A 17640-nucleotide genomic window follows, 5' to 3' on the forward strand; every position below is an offset into this window, starting at 1 on the left:
CTTCCGTGAGCGTGAAGACTTGTTTGATATGTACGAGGCCGTATCGGGTGCCCGTATGCATGCTGCCTATTTCCGCCCTGGTGGTGTGTACCGCGATTTGCCCGACGCCATGCCGCAGTACCAAGCCAACAAAATCAAAAATGCCAGAGCTATTGCGCAGTTAAATGAAAACCGCCAAGGCTCTTTGCTCGATTTCATCGAAGACTTTACAAAACGCTTTCCAAAATACGTTGACGAGTATGAAACTTTATTGACCGATAACCGCATTTGGAAGCAACGCACTGTGGGTATTGGCGTGGTCACACCTGAGCGAGCTAAAAATTTGGGTTTCACTGGCCCTATGTTGCGCGGCTCGGGCATTGCTTGGGATTTGCGTAAACACCAACCCTACGATGTCTATGACCAAATGGATTTTGATATCCCCGTGGGCAAAACGGGTGACTGCTATGACAGGTATTTGATCCGCGTAGAAGAGTTGCGTCAATCCAATCGCATCATTGCGCAATGTGTGAAATGGCTGCGCAACAACCCCGGCCCTGTCATTACCGATAACCACAAAGTAGCGCCTCCTAGCCGCGAAGACATGAAGTCCAGCATGGAGGAGTTGATTCACCACTTCAAACTCTTTACCGAAGGATTCCACGTCCCAGAGGGTGAGGCTTATGCTGCGGTAGAGCATCCCAAGGGTGAGTTTGGTATTTACTTGGTTAGTGATGGCGCAAACAAACCCTATCGCCTCAAAATCAGAGCGCCGGGGTTTGCGCATTTGTCAGCCATGGATGAGATGACGCGCGGACATATGATTTCAGATACCGTTGCCATCATTGGCACATTGGATATCGTGTTTGGTGAGATTGACCGATGAACAGCAGACTTATGCCCATCATTGAAGCCCAGGCCTTTTCTGCAGAGGTGTTGGCTCGTTTCGATAAAGAGCTTGCCAAGTACCCCGCAGACCAAAAACAGTCGGCAGTGATTGCTTGTTTGTCCATCGTGCAACAAGTTCATGGGTATGTGAGTCCTGAAGGTGAAAAAGGGGTGGCGCAGTATTTGGGCATGCCTGTGATGGCTGTTCACGAGGTCAGCACCTTCTACAACATGTTCAATTTGAAGCCAGTTGGGCGTTACAAAATCAATGTGTGCACCAATTTACCTTGCCAGTTGCGCGGTGGTCAAAAAGCGATCCATCATTTGTCTGAAAAGCTTGAAATTGAAGTGGGCGGCACCACGACCGATGGCTTGTTCACATTGCAACCAGCAGAATGCATGGGCGCTTGTGCTGATGCACCCGTGTTGCTCGTCAATGACCGATCCATGTGCAGTTATATGAGTGACGATAAGCTTGACCTAATGATTGATGGTTTGCGTGCTGCAGCAAAGGAGCTGTCATGAGCCTAGATCACGTTTTAGCCCAGTTCCAGTCAACTGGCGCGCAATCATGTTTCCATGGCAGGCATTTGCAGCCGCAAATTTATGCGGGCTTGGATGGCAAAAACTGGCGCTTGAAAGACTACGAAGCGCGTGGTGGTTACCAAGCTTTACGCACCATTCTTGGTATGGGCGGTGCTGAGGGCATGACCCAAGACCAAGTCATTTCAACCATGAAAGACTCAGGTTTGCGTGGGCGAGGTGGCGCTGGGTTTCCTACTGGCTTGAAGTGGAGCTTCATGCCGCGTCAGTTTCCAGGGCAAAAATACCTTGTTTGTAACTCCGACGAAGGCGAGCCCGGTACTTGCAAAGACAGAGATATCCTAGAGTTCAATCCTCACATTGTCATTGAAGGCATGGCTATTGCAGCCTATGCCATGGGTATCTCGGTGGGTTACAACTACATCCATGGTGAAGTTTTTCAAACCTATGAGCGTTTTGAAGAAGCCTTGGAAGAGGCTCGTGCCGCAGGTTACTTGGGCGACAAGATCATGGGCAGCCCATTCAATTTTCAGTTGCATGCGGCTCATGGATTCGGCGCCTATATTTGCGGCGAAGAGACCGCCTTGCTGGAGTCCTTAGAGGGCAAAAAGGGTCAACCACGTTTCAAGCCTCCTTTTCCCGCCAGCTTTGGTGTTTATGGAAAACCAACCACCATCAACAACACCGAAACTTTTGCGGCTGTTCCATGGATCATCCGCAACGGTGGCCCTGCCTACTTGGCCTGCGGCAAACCCAATAACGGCGGGACCAAGATCTTTTCTGTCAATGGCGACGTAGAGCTCCCTGGTAACTATGAAGTGCCTATGGGCACCTCTTTTGCAAAACTGTTGGAACTTGCTGGTGGTGTGCGTGGCGGTCGACAACTTAAAGCCGTGATTCCAGGCGGTTCCTCTGCCCCTGTGTTGCCAGCCTCCATCATGATGGACATCACCATGGACTATGACGCCATTGCCAAGGCAGGCTCTATGCTGGGTTCTGGAGCGGTCATTGTGATGGACGAGACTCGCTGCATGGTCAAGAGTTTGCAGCGCTTATCTGCGTTTTACATGCACGAGTCTTGCGGACAATGTACGCCTTGCCGTGAGGGCACGGGTTGGCTTTGGCGCATTGTTGATCGCTTAGAAAATGGTCAAGGTAAAACCGCTGACATGGACTTGCTCGACAGCGTTGCTGAAAACATCATGGGCAGAACAATTTGTGCGCTGGGCGACGCGGCAGCCATGCCTGTGCGCGGCATGCTCAAGCACTTTCGCCCAGAATTTGAACACCATATCACGCACAAGACCTGCATGGTCTCTGCGTACATCTAAGCGCGGCACATCACATGGTTGAACTTCAAATCGACGGAAAAACAGTGCAAGTCACCGAAGGCAGTGTGGTGATCCAAGCTGCCGAACAGGCGGGCACCTTCATTCCGCATTTTTGTTATCACAAGAAACTCAGCATTGCGGCCAATTGCCGCATGTGTTTGGTCGATATTGAAAAAGCACCCAAGCCCATGCCAGCTTGTGCAACGCCAGTGACGCAGGGCATGGTGGTCCATACCAAGTCTGAGCGTGCCATCAAGGCGCAGAAGTCTGTCATGGAGTTTTTGCTGATCAATCACCCGCTTGATTGCCCAATTTGCGACCAAGGTGGCGAGTGTCAGTTGCAAGACTTGGCTGTAGGTTATGGGGGCAGTGCTTCCCGCTACGACGAAGAAAAGCGTGTGGTGTTTCACAAGGATGTAGGGCCTCTCATCAGCATGGAAGAGATGAGTCGTTGCATTCATTGCACACGTTGTGTTCGGTTTGGGCAAGAAATTGCAGGCAGCATGGAATTAGGCATGTCGCACCGAGGTGAGCACTCCGAGATTGAAACCTTTGTGGGTGAAACAGTCGACTCCGAACTGTCTGGCAACATGATTGACATTTGCCCAGTAGGCGCACTCACCAGCAAGCCCTTTCGCTACCAAGCCCGCACATGGGAATTGGGTCGACGCAAATCCATCAGTCCGCACGATGCCACGGGTGCCAATCTGATCATGCAAGTCAAAAACCATCAGGTCTTGCGTGTGGTTCCGTTTGAGAATGAAGAAGTCAATGAATGCTGGATTGCCGACCGAGACCGCTACAGTTACGAAGCCCTCAATGGCTCTGAGCGTTTGACGCAACCGATGATCAAGCAGGGTGGGCAATGGCAAACGGTGGATTGGCAAGCTGCTTTGGAATATGTTGCCAATGGTTTGAATGCCATCAAGGCTGACCATGGTGCTGCTGCTATCGGATGTTTGGCCAGCCCACACAGTACTTTGGAAGAGTTGTATCTGAGCGGTAAATTGCTGCGTGGCTTGGGCAGTGACCACATCGATTCACGCTTGCGTGCAGCCGATTTCCACCACGATGGTCATGTCAGGTGGTTAGGTACAAGCCTAGCCTCGCTTTCGCAGTTGCAAAGAGCTTGGGTGATTGGCAGTGATGTTCGCAAAGACCAACCTTTGCTTGCCTTGCGTTTGCGTCATGCTGCTCGGCATGGTGCTCAAGTACATGCCTTGACAGATGCCACACCAGATTGGGCCATGTCTTTGGCTCAGGTGCAGGTGTTGCCTCCCTCGGATTGGCTGCAAGCCATGGCCGATGTGGCCTGTGTGGTGGCTCAGCACACTGGCATAGTTTCTCCTCTGCCAGGTAATGCGCAATCATCGATTGCAATAGCTATTGCCTCTTCACTCTTATCAGGCGAACGTAAGGCTATTTTGTTGGGCAATGCAGTTGCCCACCATGCACATTGTTCTGCTTTGCTGACGCTGTCCAATTGGATTGCAAAGCAAACATCTGCCACCGTGGGTTTTTTGGGGGAGGCAGCCAACACCGTGGGTGCACAAGTTGCTGGTGCTTTGCCTCTGAAGGGTGGTCTGAACGCCCAAGCCATGTTGCATGCTTCTCAAGTCAAAGCAATGGTGTTGCTCAACACCGAGCCTGCTCATGACTGTGCCCAAGGGCTAGAAGCAGAGAAATCCTTGGCTACCAAAGACATGGTGATTACCTTGTCGCCCTTCAAGGCTAATATGGATATCAGCGATGTGCTCCTGCCTGTTTCCCCCTTCTCCGAGACAGCCGGCACTTTCATCAATACAGAGGGCAGGGCGCAAAGTTTTCATGGTGTGGTGCGTCCTTTGGGCGAGACACGCCCAGCTTGGAAGGTGTTGCGAGTTTTGGCCAATATGTTGGGCGTGAGTGGTTTTGATTACGACACTGTGGAGCAAATCCGCACTGACGTGTTGTTGCCCGACTGGTCTTCACGCTTGAGCAATGCTTGTGACCAAACCATGACCGAGTTGCCATTGATGGCCCACGCTCCAGTAACAGCGCGTATCTACCAGTTAGATGGCCTTGTGCGCCGTTCACCCTCGTTGCAACAAACCGCAGATGCACAAGCGAAGAAAGCCTCGCATGTCTGAATGGCTTTATCAGGCAGGGTTTAAATTGTTGGATGCTCCTTGGTGGCAGGCCATGGCTTGGCCTGTGGTTTGGATTTTGCTCAAGATTGTGGGCGTGGTGTTGCCTTTGCTTTTGTGCGTGGCCTATTTGACGCTTTGGGAACGCAAGGCCATTGGCTTTACCCAAATTCGATTTGGCCCTAACCGCGTGGGACCCTTAGGACTGTTGCAGCCGATTGCAGATGCACTCAAGGTCTTCACCAAGGAAATCATTCAACCCACACAGGCAAGCAAAGGCTTGTTCTTCATGGGGCCTGTGATGACCATGATGCCAGTGCTTGCTGCGTGGGCGGTGGTGCCATTTGGACCTGAAGTGGCCTTGGCCAACATCAATGCAGGCTTGCTGTTTTTAATGGCTATTACATCTTTAGAGGTTTACGGCATCATCATTGCGGGTTGGGCATCGAATTCCAAATACGCTTTACTGGGTGCATTGAGAGCTTCAGCCCAAATGGTCAGTTATGAAATCGCTATGGGCTTTGCCTTGGTCGTGGTGTTGATGGTGTCAGGCAGTTTGAATTTGACAGATATTGTGATGGGCCAAGGCAAGGGCATGTTTGCTGACATGGGCTTGACATTTTTGTCTTGGAATTGGTTGCCTCTGCTGCCAATTTTCTTGGTCTACTTTATCTCCAGTTTGGCTGAGACCAACCGTCATCCTTTCGATGTGGTCGAGGGCGAATCCGAGATCGTGGCGGGGCACATGATTGAATACTCCGGAATGTCGTTTGCGTTGTTCTTTCTTGGCGAATACGCCAATATGATTTTGGTGTCCACCATTGCTGTGTTGATGTTTTTGGGCGGATGGTTGCCCCCGATTGACAGTGTTTGGTTGACGTGGATACCCGGTTGGATTTGGTTGGCCATCAAAACTTTTGTAGTTGTCACCATGTTTTTGTGGGTGAGGGCAACCTTTCCACGCTTTCGTTACGACCAAATCATGCGCTTGGGTTGGAAAATCTTCATCCCCATCACTTTGGTGTGGTTGGTTGTGGTGGGTATTTGGATGCAAACACCATGGAATATTTGGTCATGAAGCGGAGACTTAAATGACAACGCTTGAGTCAAGCACCTACCGTACAGCTTTCTCTTGGAAAGACTTCTTCTCCAGCTTTTTGCTTTTGGAGATGTTCAAAGGCATGGCCATCACTGGCAAATACATGTTTGCCAAGAAGATCACGGTGCAGTTTCCTGAAGAGAAAACTCCTCTGAGTCCGCGATTCCGAGGTTTGCATGCTCTGCGAAGATATGAAAATGGAGAAGAGCGTTGCATTGCTTGCAAGTTGTGTGAAGCAGTGTGCCCTGCCATGGCCATCACCATTGAATCAGATGTCAGGGAGGATGGTTCAAGGCGCACATCCCGTTATGACATCGATTTAACCAAATGTATTTTTTGTGGCTTTTGCGAAGAAAGCTGCCCTGTCGACTCCATTGTCGAAACCCATATTTTCGAGTACCACGGAGAAAAGCGCGGAGATTTGTATTTCACCAAAGAGATGTTGCTGGCTGTGGGTGACAGGTATGAACCGCAAATTGCGGCAAGCAAGGCGGCTGACGCCAAATACCGCTGAGCACAGGACATCTACATCCCTATGGACATCATCTCCATCTTTTTTTATACCTTTTCAGCCGTCATGTTATTTGCGGCGTTCAAGGTCATTACGTCTCGCAACCCAGTACACAGCGCCTTGTATTTGGTGTTGTGTTTTTTTCAGGCTTCTGCTATTTGGATGCTGTTGCAAGCAGAATTTTTGTCCATCACGCTGATATTGGTCTATGTGGGCGCAGTCATGGTGTTGTTCCTCTTTGTGGTGATGATGCTTGATATCAATATCGAAGCGATGCGTAAAGGTTTTTGGAGCCACTTCCCATTGGCTGCATCTATTGGCGCGGTGTTGGCCTTGGAGTTGGCGTCTGTGCTCTTAGGTGGTTTCAGGCTGACGCAGGCACCAGCAAGTGCTGTTCTGCCAGAGGGGCAGCAGTACTCCAACACCAAAGAATTGGGTGTGGTTTTGTACACCGAGTATTTATACCCGTTAGAAATTGCTGCGGTGATTTTGCTGGTGGCTATTGTTGCGGCCATTGCGTTGACACTGCGTGAGCGCAAAGACAGCAAAGCACAAAACCCCTCTGATCAAGTCAGGGTCAAGGCTGCAGATCGAATGCAGTTGGTCAAAATGGCGCCCGTTCATCAGCCCTTGGTCGTTGAACCTGAGGAGGGCAAAACGCCATGAATGTCACGCTGGGTCACTACCTCACTTTAGGTGCTATTTTGTTTTCCTTATCGGTGATTGGTATTTTCTTAAACCGCAAAAACTTGATTGTGTTGTTAATGGCTATCGAGTTAATGCTGCTGGCGGTCAACATCAACTTCGTCGCGTTCTCGCATTACCTTGGCGATATTCATGGTCAGATTTTTGTGTTTTTTATCCTCACAGTAGCTGCTGCGGAGTCTGCCATTGGCTTGGCCATATTGGTCTTGTTGTTTCGCAATCGTGCAAGTGTTCAAGCTGATGAACTTAATACGCTCAAGGGTTGATGGATAAGCAATGAACACAACGCTTCAAGCCTCTACTTTGCTCACCATTGCGCTAGCACCTTTGGCTGGCGCCATGCTTGCGGGTATTTTTGGTACCGCTTTGGGTGGCGCATGGATGAGTCGCAAATTCAGTCATGGCCTGACCATCTTTGGCGTCTTGCTTTCTTTTGTTTTGTCTGCTCAAACATTGGTGCAAGTGGTACAAGAGGGCGCTCGATTCAATGAAACCATTTACACATGGATGGTCATTGGCGACTTGAAAATGGAAGTGGGTTTCTTGGTGGATGGTTTAACCGCCATGATGATGTGCGTGGTCACCTTTGTTTCGCTGATGGTGCACATCTACACCATCGGGTACATGGAAGAGGACGAGGGCTACAACCGCTTTTTCGCCTACATCTCCTTGTTTACTTTCGCTATGTTGATGCTGGTGATGAGCAACAACTTGCTGCAACTCTTTTTTGGTTGGGAAGCGGTGGGTTTGGTTTCTTATTTGTTGATTGGTTTTTGGTTTAACAAACCCAGCGCCATCTTCGCCAACATGAAAGCTTTTTTGGTCAACCGCGTCGGTGACTTTGGCTTCATCTTAGGTATTGGTCTCATTGCAGCTTTTGCTGGCACTTTGAATTACACCGAGGTTTTTGCCAAAGCCACTGACTTGGGGGCGCTCACCTTGCCTGGCACTTCTTGGATGTTGGTGACAGTGATTTGTATTTGCCTCTTCATTGGTGCCATGGGCAAGTCTGCACAGTTTCCTTTGCATGTTTGGTTGCCAGACTCCATGGAAGGTCCTACGCCGATTTCAGCCTTGATTCATGCGGCCACCATGGTCACCGCGGGCATTTTCATGGTGGCGCGTATGTCACCCTTGTTTGAGTTGTCTGATACCGCTTTGAACCTCATCATGGTGGTGGGTTCTATCACTGCCTTGTTCATGGGTTTTTTAGGCATTGTGCAAAACGACATCAAGCGGGTGGTGGCTTATTCCACCTTGTCTCAGTTAGGCTATATGACGGTGGCCTTGGGCGCTTCCGCTTACTCGGTTGCTGTATTCCATCTGATGACCCATGCTTTCTTTAAAGCTCTGCTGTTTTTGGCTGCAGGGTCGGTCATCATGGGTTTGCACCATAACCAAGACATTCGCTACATGGGTGGCGTTCGTAAATACATGCCCATTACCTGGATCACCTCTTTACTGGGTTCCTTGGCGCTTATTGGAACACCGCTTTTCTCTGGTTTTTATTCCAAGGACAGCATCATTGAGGCTGTCGCTGCCAGTCACTTACCCGCGTCAGGCTGGGCTTACTTTGCTGTTTTGGCTGGTGTCTTCATTACCTCTTTTTATTCTTTCCGAATGTATTTCTTGGTCTTTCACGGAAAAGAGCGGTTTACCAAAAATCCTGACGCACACCATGGCCACCATACCCACCACAAGCCCCATGAGTCGCCTTGGGTGGTCACTTTACCCTTGGTGTTACTGGCTATTCCCTCGGTGCTGATCGGCTACTTCACGATCGATCCCATGCTCTTTGGTGACTTCTTCAAAGGTGCCATCTACGTTAACGCTGATCTTCATCCTGCCATGCGTGAGTTGCAGGATGAATTCCATGGTGCTTTGGCCATGGCCTTGCATTCCTTGTCTTCTGTGCCATTACTTTTGGCGATGAGCGGATTGACTCTGTCTTATTACATGTACATGGTCAATCCTGCTTTACCTGCTGCTATTCTTCGTACCTTTGCGCCTTTGCACACTTTGTTGGTCAATAAATACTATTTAGACGACTTCAATGAAAAGGTGCTTGCCCGCGGTTCTCGTGCATTGGCATCAGTATTGTGGAAGCATGGGGACCAAGGCTTGATAGACGGCCTGTTAGTCAACGGCTCATGGAAGGTGGTGGCCTTTTTTTCTCGCTTGAGCCGCCAACTTCAAACAGGTTTTCTGTACCACTACGCCTTGGTGATGATTTTGGGCATGTTTGGCCTCATCACTTGGTTTGTTTGGTTAAACCCCTGATCTGATTGATATGCCTATCCAAACTTTACAAAGAGACACGCTATGGGGATGTTGAGTCTGGCCATTTGGACACCCATTGTGTTGGGCGTTCTTATTTTTGCATTGGGTCGGGATGAACATGCAGGCTTGGTGCGCTGGGCTGCCTTGTTTTCAGCACTCTTGAGTTTTTTTCTTTGCGTGCCTTTGTATACCGATTTTGACAATAGCAGCGCCTCTATGCAGTTTGTAGAAAACATGCCTTGGGTTTTACGCTTTAATATGTCCTACCATTTAGGTGTTGACGGGATTTCTCTTTGGTTTGTCTTGTTGACGTCTTTCATTACATTGGTAGTAATCATCTCTGCATGGGAAGTCATTACAGAGCGTGTGCATCAATACATGGGCGCTTTTTTGGTCTTAAGCGGCGTTATGACAGGCGTTTTTTGCGCACTCGACGGCATGTTGTTTTACGTGTTCTTCGAGGCTACCTTGATTCCCATGTACCTCATCATTGGCATATGGGGTGGGCCTAACAAGATTTACGCTGCCTTCAAGTTCTTCCTCTACACTTTGATGGGCTCATTATTGATGTTGGTGGCTTTGATTTACCTCTACATCCAATCGGGTGGAAGTTTTGATTTAGATGTCTGGCAAGCGCTCCCCCTGTCTTCTCGCGCTCAGACACTTCTGTTTTTTGCTTTTTTTGCTGCCTTTGCTGTCAAAGTTCCCATGTGGCCGGTGCATACATGGCTGCCAGACGTTCACGTTGAAGCACCTACGGGGGGATCGGCTGTTTTGGCGGCCATCATGCTGAAGTTGGGTGCTTATGGTTTTTTGCGTTTTTCATTGCCCATCACCCCAGACGCCTCGCATGAATGGGCTTGGTTGTTGATTGCTTTGTCAGTCATAGCTGTGGTCTATGTGGGCTTGGTTGCTGTTGTTCAGCAAGACATGAAGAAGTTGGTGGCCTATTCTTCTGTGGCACACATGGGCTTTGTCACTTTGGGCTTTTTCATGTTCAGCCCCTTGGGCATCAGCGGTGGCATTGTGCAAATGATCGCTCATGGTTTTGTATCTGCGGCCATGTTTCTGTGTATTGGCGTCTTGTACGACAGGGTGCATTCCCGTGAAATTGCCAGCTACGGTGGTGTGGTCAATACCATGCCTAAGTTTGCAGCGTTTTCCATGTTGTTTGCCATGGCCAATTGCGGCTTGCCAGGAACAGCAGGTTTTGTCGGCGAATGGATGGTCATCTTGGCCGCCGTGAAATTTAATTTTTGGATTGGCTTGGCTGCTGCCTCGGCGCTCATCTTCGGCGCAGCCTACACCTTGTGGATGGTCAAGCGTGTCTATTTAGGCCCTGTTGTGAATGAGGATGTCAGGCAACTGTCTGATATCAATGCCCGCGAATTCCTGATGCTTAGCATTTTGGCCATTGCTGTGATGGTCATGGGTCTGTACCCCAAGCCTTTCACCGACGTGATGAATGCCTCTGTCGATCAGTTGATTCAGCAAGCTTCTTTGAGTAAGTTGCCACTATGAAACCCCTCGCTCTGTACCAAGGGATGAACACATGATTGACAACTTCAGTTGGGTGGCTGTTTACCCAGAAATCGTTTTGCTCATCATGGCATGTGTCATTGCCATGGTGGACTTGTGGGTGACCTCGCCAAGGCGAGACTTGACCTACGGCTTATCGCTACTGACTTTGGCCAGTGTGGCCATTATCCAAGCCCTTTATGCCAGCAGCGGCACTACGCTTTACAGCTTTGGCAATATGGTTGTGTCCGACGCCATGGGCAATTGGCTCAAATGTTTTGCAACCTTGGCCATGATGGTGACGCTGATATACGGCAGGCCCTATGTGGCTGACAGGCAAATGCTCAAAGGCGGTGAGTGGTTTGTTCTCTCATTGTTTGCTTTGCTGGGAATGTTCGTCATGATTTCCGGTAACAATTTCTTGGTCATTTATTTGGGTCTTGAGTTGCTCACGCTCTCCAGCTATGCATTGGTGGCCTTGCGCCGGGACGACGGTAATTCAACTGAAGCGGCCATGAAATATTTTGTGTTGGGCGCTTTGGCCAGTGGCTTCTTGCTGTATGGATTGTCTATGCTTTATGGCGCAACAGGAAGTCTGGACCTCAACTCGGTCTTCAAGGCGGTGGCGACAGGTCATGTGAAGCATCAGGTGTTGGTCTTAGGTGTGGTGTTTGTGGTTAGTGGCCTTGCTTTTAAGTTAGGTGCTGCGCCTTTTCACATGTGGGTACCTGATGTTTACCAAGGCGCACCGACGGCAGTTACGCTGATGATTGGTGGCGCACCCAAGTTGGCCGCCTTTGCCATGATGATGCGCTTGCTGGTCGATGGCTTGCTGCCCTTGGCCATCGATTGGCAACAAATGCTGATGGTGTTGGCTGTGTTGACTTTGCTCATTGGCAATCTGTCTGCTATCGCGCAAACCAACTTTAAGCGCATGTTGGCTTTTTCAGCTATTGCGCAAATGGGTTTTGTTCTCATCGGTATGTTGTCGGGTGTGGTTAATGGCAACACTCTCACTGCAGCCAACGCTTACAGCTCTGCCATGTTCTACATGATCAGCTATGTCTTAACGACGCTGGGTGTATTCGGTGTGATTTTGTTGTTAGCCCGAGAAGGTTTCGAGAGCGAAGAAATTTCAGACTTGGCAGGTCTCAACCAACGCAGCCCCTTGTTTGCCGGCGTCATGGCCATTTGTTTGTTCTCGCTGGCAGGTGTGCCGCCTCTGGTTGGGTTTTTTGCAAAGTTATCAGTGATTCAAGCCTTGGTGGCGACGGCTCAGCCCGCGGCGATAGTACTGGCTATTTTTGCGGTTGTCATGTCGTTGATTGGTGCTTTTTACTATCTGCGGGTCATCAAGGTCATGTATTTTGATCCGCCTTTGACTGCGACCACTGTGTCTGCCGGTGCCGATGTGCGCTTTGTATTGGCCCTGAATGGTGGTTTGGTTCTGGTTTTAGGCCTTTTGCCTGGTGGACTAATGGCTTTGTGTGCCAATGCAGTGGTTCAAGCGCTTGGAAGTTGAGTCTTTGACATAATGGTGTCATGAAAGTTCTCGATCTCCAATGTCAACACAACCATAGCTTTGAGGGCTGGTTTGGGTCTGAGGGCGATTTTCAGTCGCAAAATGCCCGTTTATTGGTGGAGTGCCCTTTTTGCGGCGACCACCACATCACCAAGATGCTGAGTGCACCAAGGCTGAATTTGTCTGGCGCTTCTTCTTCTGAACATCTTGAGCAAAACACTCAGACAGTTCCAACAACCACGGCCGTTTCCGCCTCTGCTTCCTCTGCTGCTTTGATGCCCGTAGAGGCTCAACAAGCATGGATGCACATGGTTCAACATGTGTTAAGTAACACCGAAGATGTGGGTGGGCAATTCGCCGAAGAGGCTCGCAAAATGCACTACGGCGAAACGCCTGAGCGAGCCATACGCGGGCAAGTGTCGCGCGAAGAAACCAGCGCCTTGCTGGAGGAGGGCATTCAAGTCATGCCCTTACCCATGCCTGCAGCCATCAAAGGCCCAGTTCAATAAGCCCCTTAGCGGGCGGCGGTGGGCTTATTTGTTTTTTAGCTTGCCTCTGGGCGCCACAAAGGTAACGGGCGGTGTAGGGCGATCACCAGGAATGATGGCCTTGGGAGGAGAGGTGTCTTTTTTGGGTTTCTTAGACATCTTGTTGCTTTTTTGATCGCCTTTTGCCATGACCTACCCCTTTGTGTTTTGACAGATATGAAAATGTAAAGGTCTATGCCTTATTTGACTTCGGTGACAAACTCGCTGAAAGGACGTCGGATTTTTTTCAAGCTCTCTAACCAATCTTGTCCTTTTAAACGGTAGCCCAGTGGCAAGAGGGCAACGCTACGCAAGCCTTTGGCGTCCAGCCCCAAGATATCGTCGACCGACTGAGGGTCAAAGCCTTCCATGGGTGTGCTGTCAACTTCTTCAAATGCCGCTGCAATCATGGATGCGCTCAGGCCAATATAGGCTTGACGAGTCGCGTGTTCGAAATTCAATTGAGCGTCACGTGCAGGGTAGCTTTTCAACAGCATTTGTCGGTAGTTTTCCCAGCCCTCGTTGGTGCCGCCACGCTCTGCGTTGGTGAAATCAAACATATGGTTGATACGCTCAGCTGTGTAAGTGTCCCATGCGGCAAAAACAAGCAGGTGTGAACCTTCGGTGATTTGCGCTTGCTTGTGTGCGACAGCTTGAATTTTGGTGCGGATATCTTTGTTGGTGACAAGGATAATTTCGAAGGGTTGCAAACCGCTTGAAGTGGGTGCCAAGCGAGCAGCTTCGATGATGCGGTTGACTTTTTCTTGAGGAACAACCTTGTTGGCGTCCATTTTTTTGGCGGCATATCGCCATTGCATTCTGTCTAGAAGTTGTGACATCTGTTTTCCTTTGATGGCTATTATCTCCTCAGCCTCGGGCCAAGGTGACGCCGCCATCCACCACCAAGGTATGACCCACCACATAGTCGCTGGCGTTGCTGGACAAATAGATGGCCGCAGCTGCCATGTCTTCGTCTTTACCAATACGCCTTGCAGGAATGGTTTGCGCAGTGGCATCCCCATGGTCCCGCGCTTCGCGGTTCATCTCAGATGCAAACGCCCCAGGCGCGATGGCGTTAACGCAAATGCCGTCTTTGATCATCTCTAACGACATGCGCTTGGTAAGGTGGATGACACCTGCTTTACTCGCGGAGTAGGAGTAGGTTTCCCATGGGTTGACCGAGATGCCGTCGATAGAGGCGATGTTGATCACCTTGGCCATATGGTTTTTGGCGGCAATACGCAACATGGGCGCCAAGGCTTGGGTGAGAAAAAAGGGGGTTTTCATGTTCAAGTCCACCACCTTGTCCCAGCCACTTTCTGGAAACTCGTCAAACGGCGCACCCCACGCAGCCCCTGCGTTGTTGACCAAGATGTCCAGATGTTTTTCTTTTTCACCCAGGCGCTTGACCAGTTCTTGTATGCCTTCTTTGTTCGAGACATCCAGGGGCATGGAGATGCATGTGCCGAAAGCGCAAAGTTCTTGCGCAGTGGCGTCGCAAGCTGCTGCTTTGCGAGCGGTGATATAGACTTTTGCGCCTTGGCACAACAAGCCTTTGGCGATCATGCGGCCAATGCCGCGCGAGCCGCCAGTCACGAGAGCGACGCGGCCTTGCAGGGAAAAGAGTTCTGTTGTGTTCATGTTATTTCCTGAAATGGGAATGGGTGTTGTCGAGCTTAAATCATTTGGATGATCAATTTTTGCCTAAGCACTGGCATCACACTTCAAGCAACTGCTGCGCTTTGTCCAACCAGATGGACAGGCTGTCGATCAACTCGGTCTGGCTGAAAGAGCAGCTCTCTTCGGTGAACAAGGCGCTGGACTCCAACCTGTCTATCAACCCCAGCCAAACCGTTTGGTAGCGCTCAGGCAAAGCGCCCAGCAACACCTCTTGGGCTTTGGCCAGGTGACAGAAGTCTCGGGTCAGCAAAGACCCATCGCGCAGTTGTTCTAGAGCGTGGTGCAGTTGGTCTAGAGCCGTGCTGATTGGTGTCACTGCTTGCCCCAACTGTCCTTCAAACCAACCGCTTGATTGAACACCAAGTGCTGTGCTGAATGGTCCACCCGGTCCGCCACAAAATAGCCCAACCGCTCAAACTGAAACTTTTGGTCTGGCGCAGCTTTCAGAAGCGAAGGTTCAACAATGGCCTGAACAACCTTTAGGCTGTCGGGGTTGAGGGCTTCCAAAAAATCTTTGCCGCCAGCGTCGGGCTGCGGGTCGCTGAACAAGCGGTCGTACAAACGCACTTCGGCTTTCACGCCATCGGCCACGCCCACCCAGGTGATCACGCCTTTGGCTTTGACGCTGTCAGAGCCTGCCGTGCCACTTTTGGTTTCAGGGAAAACTTTGGCGTGAACTTCGGTCACCACGCCTTGGGCATCCTTGGCAAAGCCTGTGCACTCCACCACATAGCCGCCTTTCAAGCGCACCACTGCGCCCGCGCTTATCGACCCGTCAGGGTTGCTTTGCGGAGGGCTCAATCGCTTGTAACCCTTGGGCGGCACTTGCGCGAAATCGTCCCGCTCAATCCACACCTGTTTGCCGATGGTGAACAGCCGCGCAGCGGGTTCGGGTTGGCCTTCGGGTGGGTGGGGCAAGGCGGGCAGGGTGCAAGGCTCTAAATGGCCAGCGCCAAACGCTTCGTCCCAGTTGGTGAGCACCAGTTTGACGGGGTCGAGCACCGCCATGGCGCGGTGGGCTTTGAGTTCCAAGTCTTCGCGCAAGCAGCCTTCCAAGGTGCTGTAGTCGATCCAACTGTCCGATTTGGTCACGCCGATGCGGTCGGCAAACAAGCGCAAGCTCTCAGGCGTGTAGCCGCGGCGGCGCAGGCCGACGATGGTGGGCATGCGCGGGTCGTCCCAGCCGCTCACCTTGCCTTCATTGACCAGTTGAGCCAGCTTGCGTTTGCTGGTGATGACATAGGTGAGGTTCAAGCGGGCAAACTCATACTGTTTGGGGCTGGGCGCGTCTAGAAGGCCTCCTTCGCACAAGCGCTCCATCAGCCAGTCGTAAAACGGGCGCTGGTCTTCAAACTCCAGCGTGCAAATGCTGTGGGTGATTTGCTCCAGCGCATCTTCAATCGGGTGGGCAAAGGTGTACATCGGGTAGATGCACCACTTGTCCCCCGTGTGGTGGTGGGTGGCGCGGCGGATGCGGTAGATGGCTGGGTCGCGCATATTGATGTTGGGCGAGGCCATGTCGATCTTGGCACGCAGCACAGCGGCGCCGTCGGCGAGCTTGCCATCACGCATTTCACGAAAGCGCGTCAGGTTGTCAGCGGGGGTGCGGTTGCGAAACGGGCTGTTCACACCGGGCTTGCCAAAGTCGCCACGGTTGTTGCGCATCTCATCCGCCGTTTGTTCGTCCACATAGGCGTGACCGGCTTCGATCAAATGCTCGGCTGCGCGGTACATGAAATCGAAATAGTCGCTGGCTTGGTAGGGCGCACTTGTTTCAGGTATTTGGCCCGATTGGCTCCAACTAAAGCCCAGCCACTTCACCGCATCGATGATGGCGTTGACGTATTCGGTGTCTTCTTTTTCCGGGTTGGTGTCGTCAAAGCGCAGGTGGCACACGCCGCCGTACTCTTGGGCCAGCCCGAAGTTGATGCAAATGCTTTTGGCGTGGCCCACATGCAAATAGCCGTTGGGCTCGGGCGGAAAACGGGTGCGGATTTTGGCAGGGTCTGGCTGGCCCTTGGCGTGGTGCACTGCATCCCCGGGGCTGCCTGCCCAGCGGCGGCTGGCATAAGTGCCTTTGTCCAAATCGGCTTCGATGATCTGGCGCAGAAAGTTACTGACTTTGTGTTCTTCGGGTGTTGCAGGGGAGGCGGGTTTGGTCATGCGGGGATTTTAGGGGGGTGTCGGGCATGATTGACAGCGACCATCGTGATATGTATCATGAGACATATCAAAAAGTAACTGAGGAAAAAATGACATCCACCGCCAAAATTTTCACCACCGGCCGCAGCCAAGCGGTGCGCTTACCCTTGGAATTCAGATTTGACGTGCCAGAAGTGTTCATCCGCCATGACCCGACCACGGGCGACGTGGTGCTGTCACGCAAACCCAGCGACTGGCAAGGTTTGTTGGATGCAGTGGCTTTGAACGCCAGCGAAGACCTGTTGATCGAACGCCGCCAAACCAGCGCTCGCCGCGATCCATTTGACACGGCGAAAAAATGACCCAGCGTTATTTGTTGGACACCAATGTCATCAGCCACATCATGCAAGGGCGAGACAGCAAATTGCTGGCGCGTTTGTCCAAACTGGGGGTGGGGCAAGCCGCCATCTCCAGTGTCACCTTGGCTGAAATTGAATATGGCATTCAGCGCAGAGGGCCGTCCCTCAAACTGAGAAACGCACTCACGCAAGTGATGCTACATATGGACGTCTTGCCATGGGATGCCGCTGCCGCGACTTGCTATGGCGAACTGTGCAGCAGCTTGGAAACACTAGGCATCAACTTGAGTGACTTTGACATGATGATTGCATCTCATGCAGTGGCCTTGAAGGCCACCTTGGTGAGTCGGGACAAGGCGTTCGCGCATATATCCAAGCAGCGTTTGAAACTTGAAGTTTGGTAAGCGTTCGCTTTAGGTTTGAATCAAGC

The 17640-nt window shown here is 51.2% G+C and carries 18 protein-coding genes; 14 read left to right on the plus strand and 4 right to left on the minus strand.

The features are described 5' to 3' along the window. The 12 genes from AC9UEO_RS06830 to AC9UEO_RS06885 form a co-directional block, all read left to right on the plus strand. On the plus strand, positions 1–865 hold an 865-nt coding region (locus tag AC9UEO_RS06830), incomplete at its 5' end, for an NADH-quinone oxidoreductase subunit D (RefSeq protein ID WP_509531347.1). Next, complete coding sequence (nuoE, locus tag AC9UEO_RS06835; protein ID WP_509531349.1) at positions 862–1392, plus strand: NADH-quinone oxidoreductase subunit NuoE; 531 nt, start codon at positions 862–864, stop codon at positions 1390–1392. The genes AC9UEO_RS06830 and nuoE, both read left to right, overlap by 4 nt. Then, entirely contained in the window at positions 1389–2741 is a 1353-nt protein-coding gene (gene nuoF, locus AC9UEO_RS06840; RefSeq protein ID WP_509531351.1) for an NADH-quinone oxidoreductase subunit NuoF, read from the plus strand. Before nuoE ends, nuoF begins: the two co-directional genes overlap by 4 nt. A 14-nt stretch (positions 2742–2755) precedes the next feature. Then, positions 2756–4870, plus strand: a complete 2115-nt coding sequence (gene nuoG, locus AC9UEO_RS06845) for an NADH-quinone oxidoreductase subunit NuoG (RefSeq protein WP_509531353.1) — start codon at positions 2756–2758, stop codon at positions 4868–4870. After that, entirely contained in the window at positions 4863–5945 is a 1083-nt protein-coding gene (nuoH, locus tag AC9UEO_RS06850; RefSeq protein WP_509531355.1) for an NADH-quinone oxidoreductase subunit NuoH, read from the plus strand. The genes nuoG and nuoH overlap by 8 nt, the downstream gene beginning before the upstream one ends. Positions 5946–5958: 13 nt before the next feature. Next, entirely contained in the window at positions 5959–6480 is a 522-nt protein-coding gene (nuoI, locus tag AC9UEO_RS06855) for an NADH-quinone oxidoreductase subunit NuoI (protein WP_509531357.1), read from the plus strand. A gap of 21 nt (positions 6481–6501) precedes the next feature. Continuing rightward, positions 6502–7143 carry an NADH-quinone oxidoreductase subunit J gene (locus AC9UEO_RS06860; protein ID WP_509531359.1) on the plus strand — a complete coding sequence of 214 codons (642 nt, stop codon included), beginning with the start codon at positions 6502–6504 and terminating at the stop codon, positions 7141–7143. Continuing rightward, entirely contained in the window at positions 7140–7448 is a 309-nt protein-coding gene (gene nuoK, locus AC9UEO_RS06865; RefSeq protein ID WP_509531361.1) for an NADH-quinone oxidoreductase subunit NuoK, read from the plus strand. The genes AC9UEO_RS06860 and nuoK overlap by 4 nt, the downstream gene beginning before the upstream one ends. 10 nt (positions 7449–7458) lie before the next feature. Next, positions 7459–9462 carry an NADH-quinone oxidoreductase subunit L gene (nuoL, locus tag AC9UEO_RS06870; RefSeq protein WP_509531363.1) on the plus strand — a complete coding sequence of 668 codons (2004 nt, stop codon included), beginning with the start codon at positions 7459–7461 and terminating at the stop codon, positions 9460–9462. Between the two features lie 42 nt (positions 9463–9504). After that, entirely contained in the window at positions 9505–10983 is a 1479-nt protein-coding gene (locus tag AC9UEO_RS06875; RefSeq protein ID WP_509531365.1) for an NADH-quinone oxidoreductase subunit M, read from the plus strand. 31 nt (positions 10984–11014) lie between these two features. Continuing rightward, entirely contained in the window at positions 11015–12502 is a 1488-nt protein-coding gene (nuoN, locus tag AC9UEO_RS06880; RefSeq protein WP_509531367.1) for an NADH-quinone oxidoreductase subunit NuoN, read from the plus strand. 20 nt (positions 12503–12522) lie between these two features. After that, on the plus strand, positions 12523–13011 hold the full coding sequence (locus AC9UEO_RS06885) for a DUF1178 family protein (RefSeq protein WP_509531369.1): 489 nt from the start codon (positions 12523–12525) through the stop codon (positions 13009–13011). Between the two features lie 218 nt (positions 13012–13229). Here AC9UEO_RS06885 and AC9UEO_RS06890 read toward each other — a convergent pair whose 3' ends face one another. From AC9UEO_RS06890 to AC9UEO_RS06905, 4 genes are all read right to left on the minus strand, one after another. Then, a complete protein-coding gene (locus tag AC9UEO_RS06890; protein WP_509531371.1) occupies positions 13230–13868 on the minus strand; it encodes a nitroreductase family protein in 639 nt (212 codons plus the stop codon). Between the two features lie 28 nt (positions 13869–13896). Next, positions 13897–14670: an SDR family oxidoreductase gene (locus AC9UEO_RS06895; RefSeq protein WP_509531373.1), complete on the minus strand. Its 774-nt coding sequence runs from the start codon at positions 14668–14670 to the stop codon at positions 13897–13899. Positions 14671–14746: 76 nt separating this feature from the next. After that, on the minus strand, positions 14747–15025 hold the full coding sequence (locus AC9UEO_RS06900) for a hypothetical protein (protein ID WP_509531375.1): 279 nt from the start codon (positions 15023–15025) through the stop codon (positions 14747–14749). Further along, the gene (locus AC9UEO_RS06905; RefSeq protein WP_509531377.1) at positions 15022–16872 is read right to left on the minus strand and encodes a glutamine--tRNA ligase/YqeY domain fusion protein; all 1851 of its coding nucleotides are present in this window, start codon (positions 16870–16872) and stop codon (positions 15022–15024) included. The genes AC9UEO_RS06900 and AC9UEO_RS06905 overlap by 4 nt, the downstream gene beginning before the upstream one ends. An 89-nt stretch (positions 16873–16961) precedes the next feature. Here AC9UEO_RS06905 and AC9UEO_RS06910 point away from each other — a divergent pair, with 89 nt between their 5' ends. After that, positions 16962–17213 (plus strand): antitoxin, encoded by a 252-nt coding sequence (locus tag AC9UEO_RS06910; RefSeq protein ID WP_509531379.1) that lies wholly within the window; start codon positions 16962–16964, stop codon positions 17211–17213. Continuing rightward, complete coding sequence (locus AC9UEO_RS06915; protein WP_509531381.1) at positions 17210–17614, plus strand: type II toxin-antitoxin system VapC family toxin; 405 nt, start codon at positions 17210–17212, stop codon at positions 17612–17614. Before AC9UEO_RS06910 ends, AC9UEO_RS06915 begins: the two co-directional genes overlap by 4 nt. Positions 17615–17640 lie beyond the last annotated feature (26 nt).

The organism is Limnohabitans sp. (assembly GCF_040401495.1).
Classification (GTDB): domain Bacteria; phylum Pseudomonadota; class Gammaproteobacteria; order Burkholderiales; family Burkholderiaceae_C; genus Limnohabitans.

Bases quoted from the DNA above. Each gene is read 5' to 3' on its own strand.
- nuoE (WP_509531349.1), top strand. From the start codon at position 862: ATGAACAGCAGACTTATGCCCATCATTGAAGCCCAGGCCTTTTCTGCA.
- nuoF (WP_509531351.1), top strand. From the start codon at position 1,389: ATGAGCCTAGATCACGTTTTAGCCCAGTTCCAGTCAACTGGCGCGCAA.
- nuoG (WP_509531353.1), top strand. From the start codon at position 2,756: ATGGTTGAACTTCAAATCGACGGAAAAACAGTGCAAGTCACCGAAGGC.
- nuoH (WP_509531355.1), top strand. From the start codon at position 4,863: ATGTCTGAATGGCTTTATCAGGCAGGGTTTAAATTGTTGGATGCTCCT.
- nuoI (WP_509531357.1), top strand. From the start codon at position 5,959: ATGACAACGCTTGAGTCAAGCACCTACCGTACAGCTTTCTCTTGGAAA.
- AC9UEO_RS06860 (WP_509531359.1), top strand. From the start codon at position 6,502: ATGGACATCATCTCCATCTTTTTTTATACCTTTTCAGCCGTCATGTTA.
- nuoK (WP_509531361.1), top strand. From the start codon at position 7,140: ATGAATGTCACGCTGGGTCACTACCTCACTTTAGGTGCTATTTTGTTT.
- nuoL (WP_509531363.1), top strand. From the start codon at position 7,459: ATGAACACAACGCTTCAAGCCTCTACTTTGCTCACCATTGCGCTAGCA.
- AC9UEO_RS06875 (WP_509531365.1), top strand. From the start codon at position 9,505: ATGGGGATGTTGAGTCTGGCCATTTGGACACCCATTGTGTTGGGCGTT.
- nuoN (WP_509531367.1), top strand. From the start codon at position 11,015: ATGATTGACAACTTCAGTTGGGTGGCTGTTTACCCAGAAATCGTTTTG.
- AC9UEO_RS06885 (WP_509531369.1), top strand. From the start codon at position 12,523: ATGAAAGTTCTCGATCTCCAATGTCAACACAACCATAGCTTTGAGGGC.
- AC9UEO_RS06890 (WP_509531371.1), bottom strand. From the start codon at position 13,868: ATGTCACAACTTCTAGACAGAATGCAATGGCGATATGCCGCCAAAAAA.
- AC9UEO_RS06895 (WP_509531373.1), bottom strand. From the start codon at position 14,670: ATGAACACAACAGAACTCTTTTCCCTGCAAGGCCGCGTCGCTCTCGTG.
- AC9UEO_RS06905 (WP_509531377.1), bottom strand. From the start codon at position 16,872: ATGACCAAACCCGCCTCCCCTGCAACACCCGAAGAACACAAAGTCAGT.
- AC9UEO_RS06910 (WP_509531379.1), top strand. From the start codon at position 16,962: ATGACATCCACCGCCAAAATTTTCACCACCGGCCGCAGCCAAGCGGTG.
- AC9UEO_RS06915 (WP_509531381.1), top strand. From the start codon at position 17,210: ATGACCCAGCGTTATTTGTTGGACACCAATGTCATCAGCCACATCATG.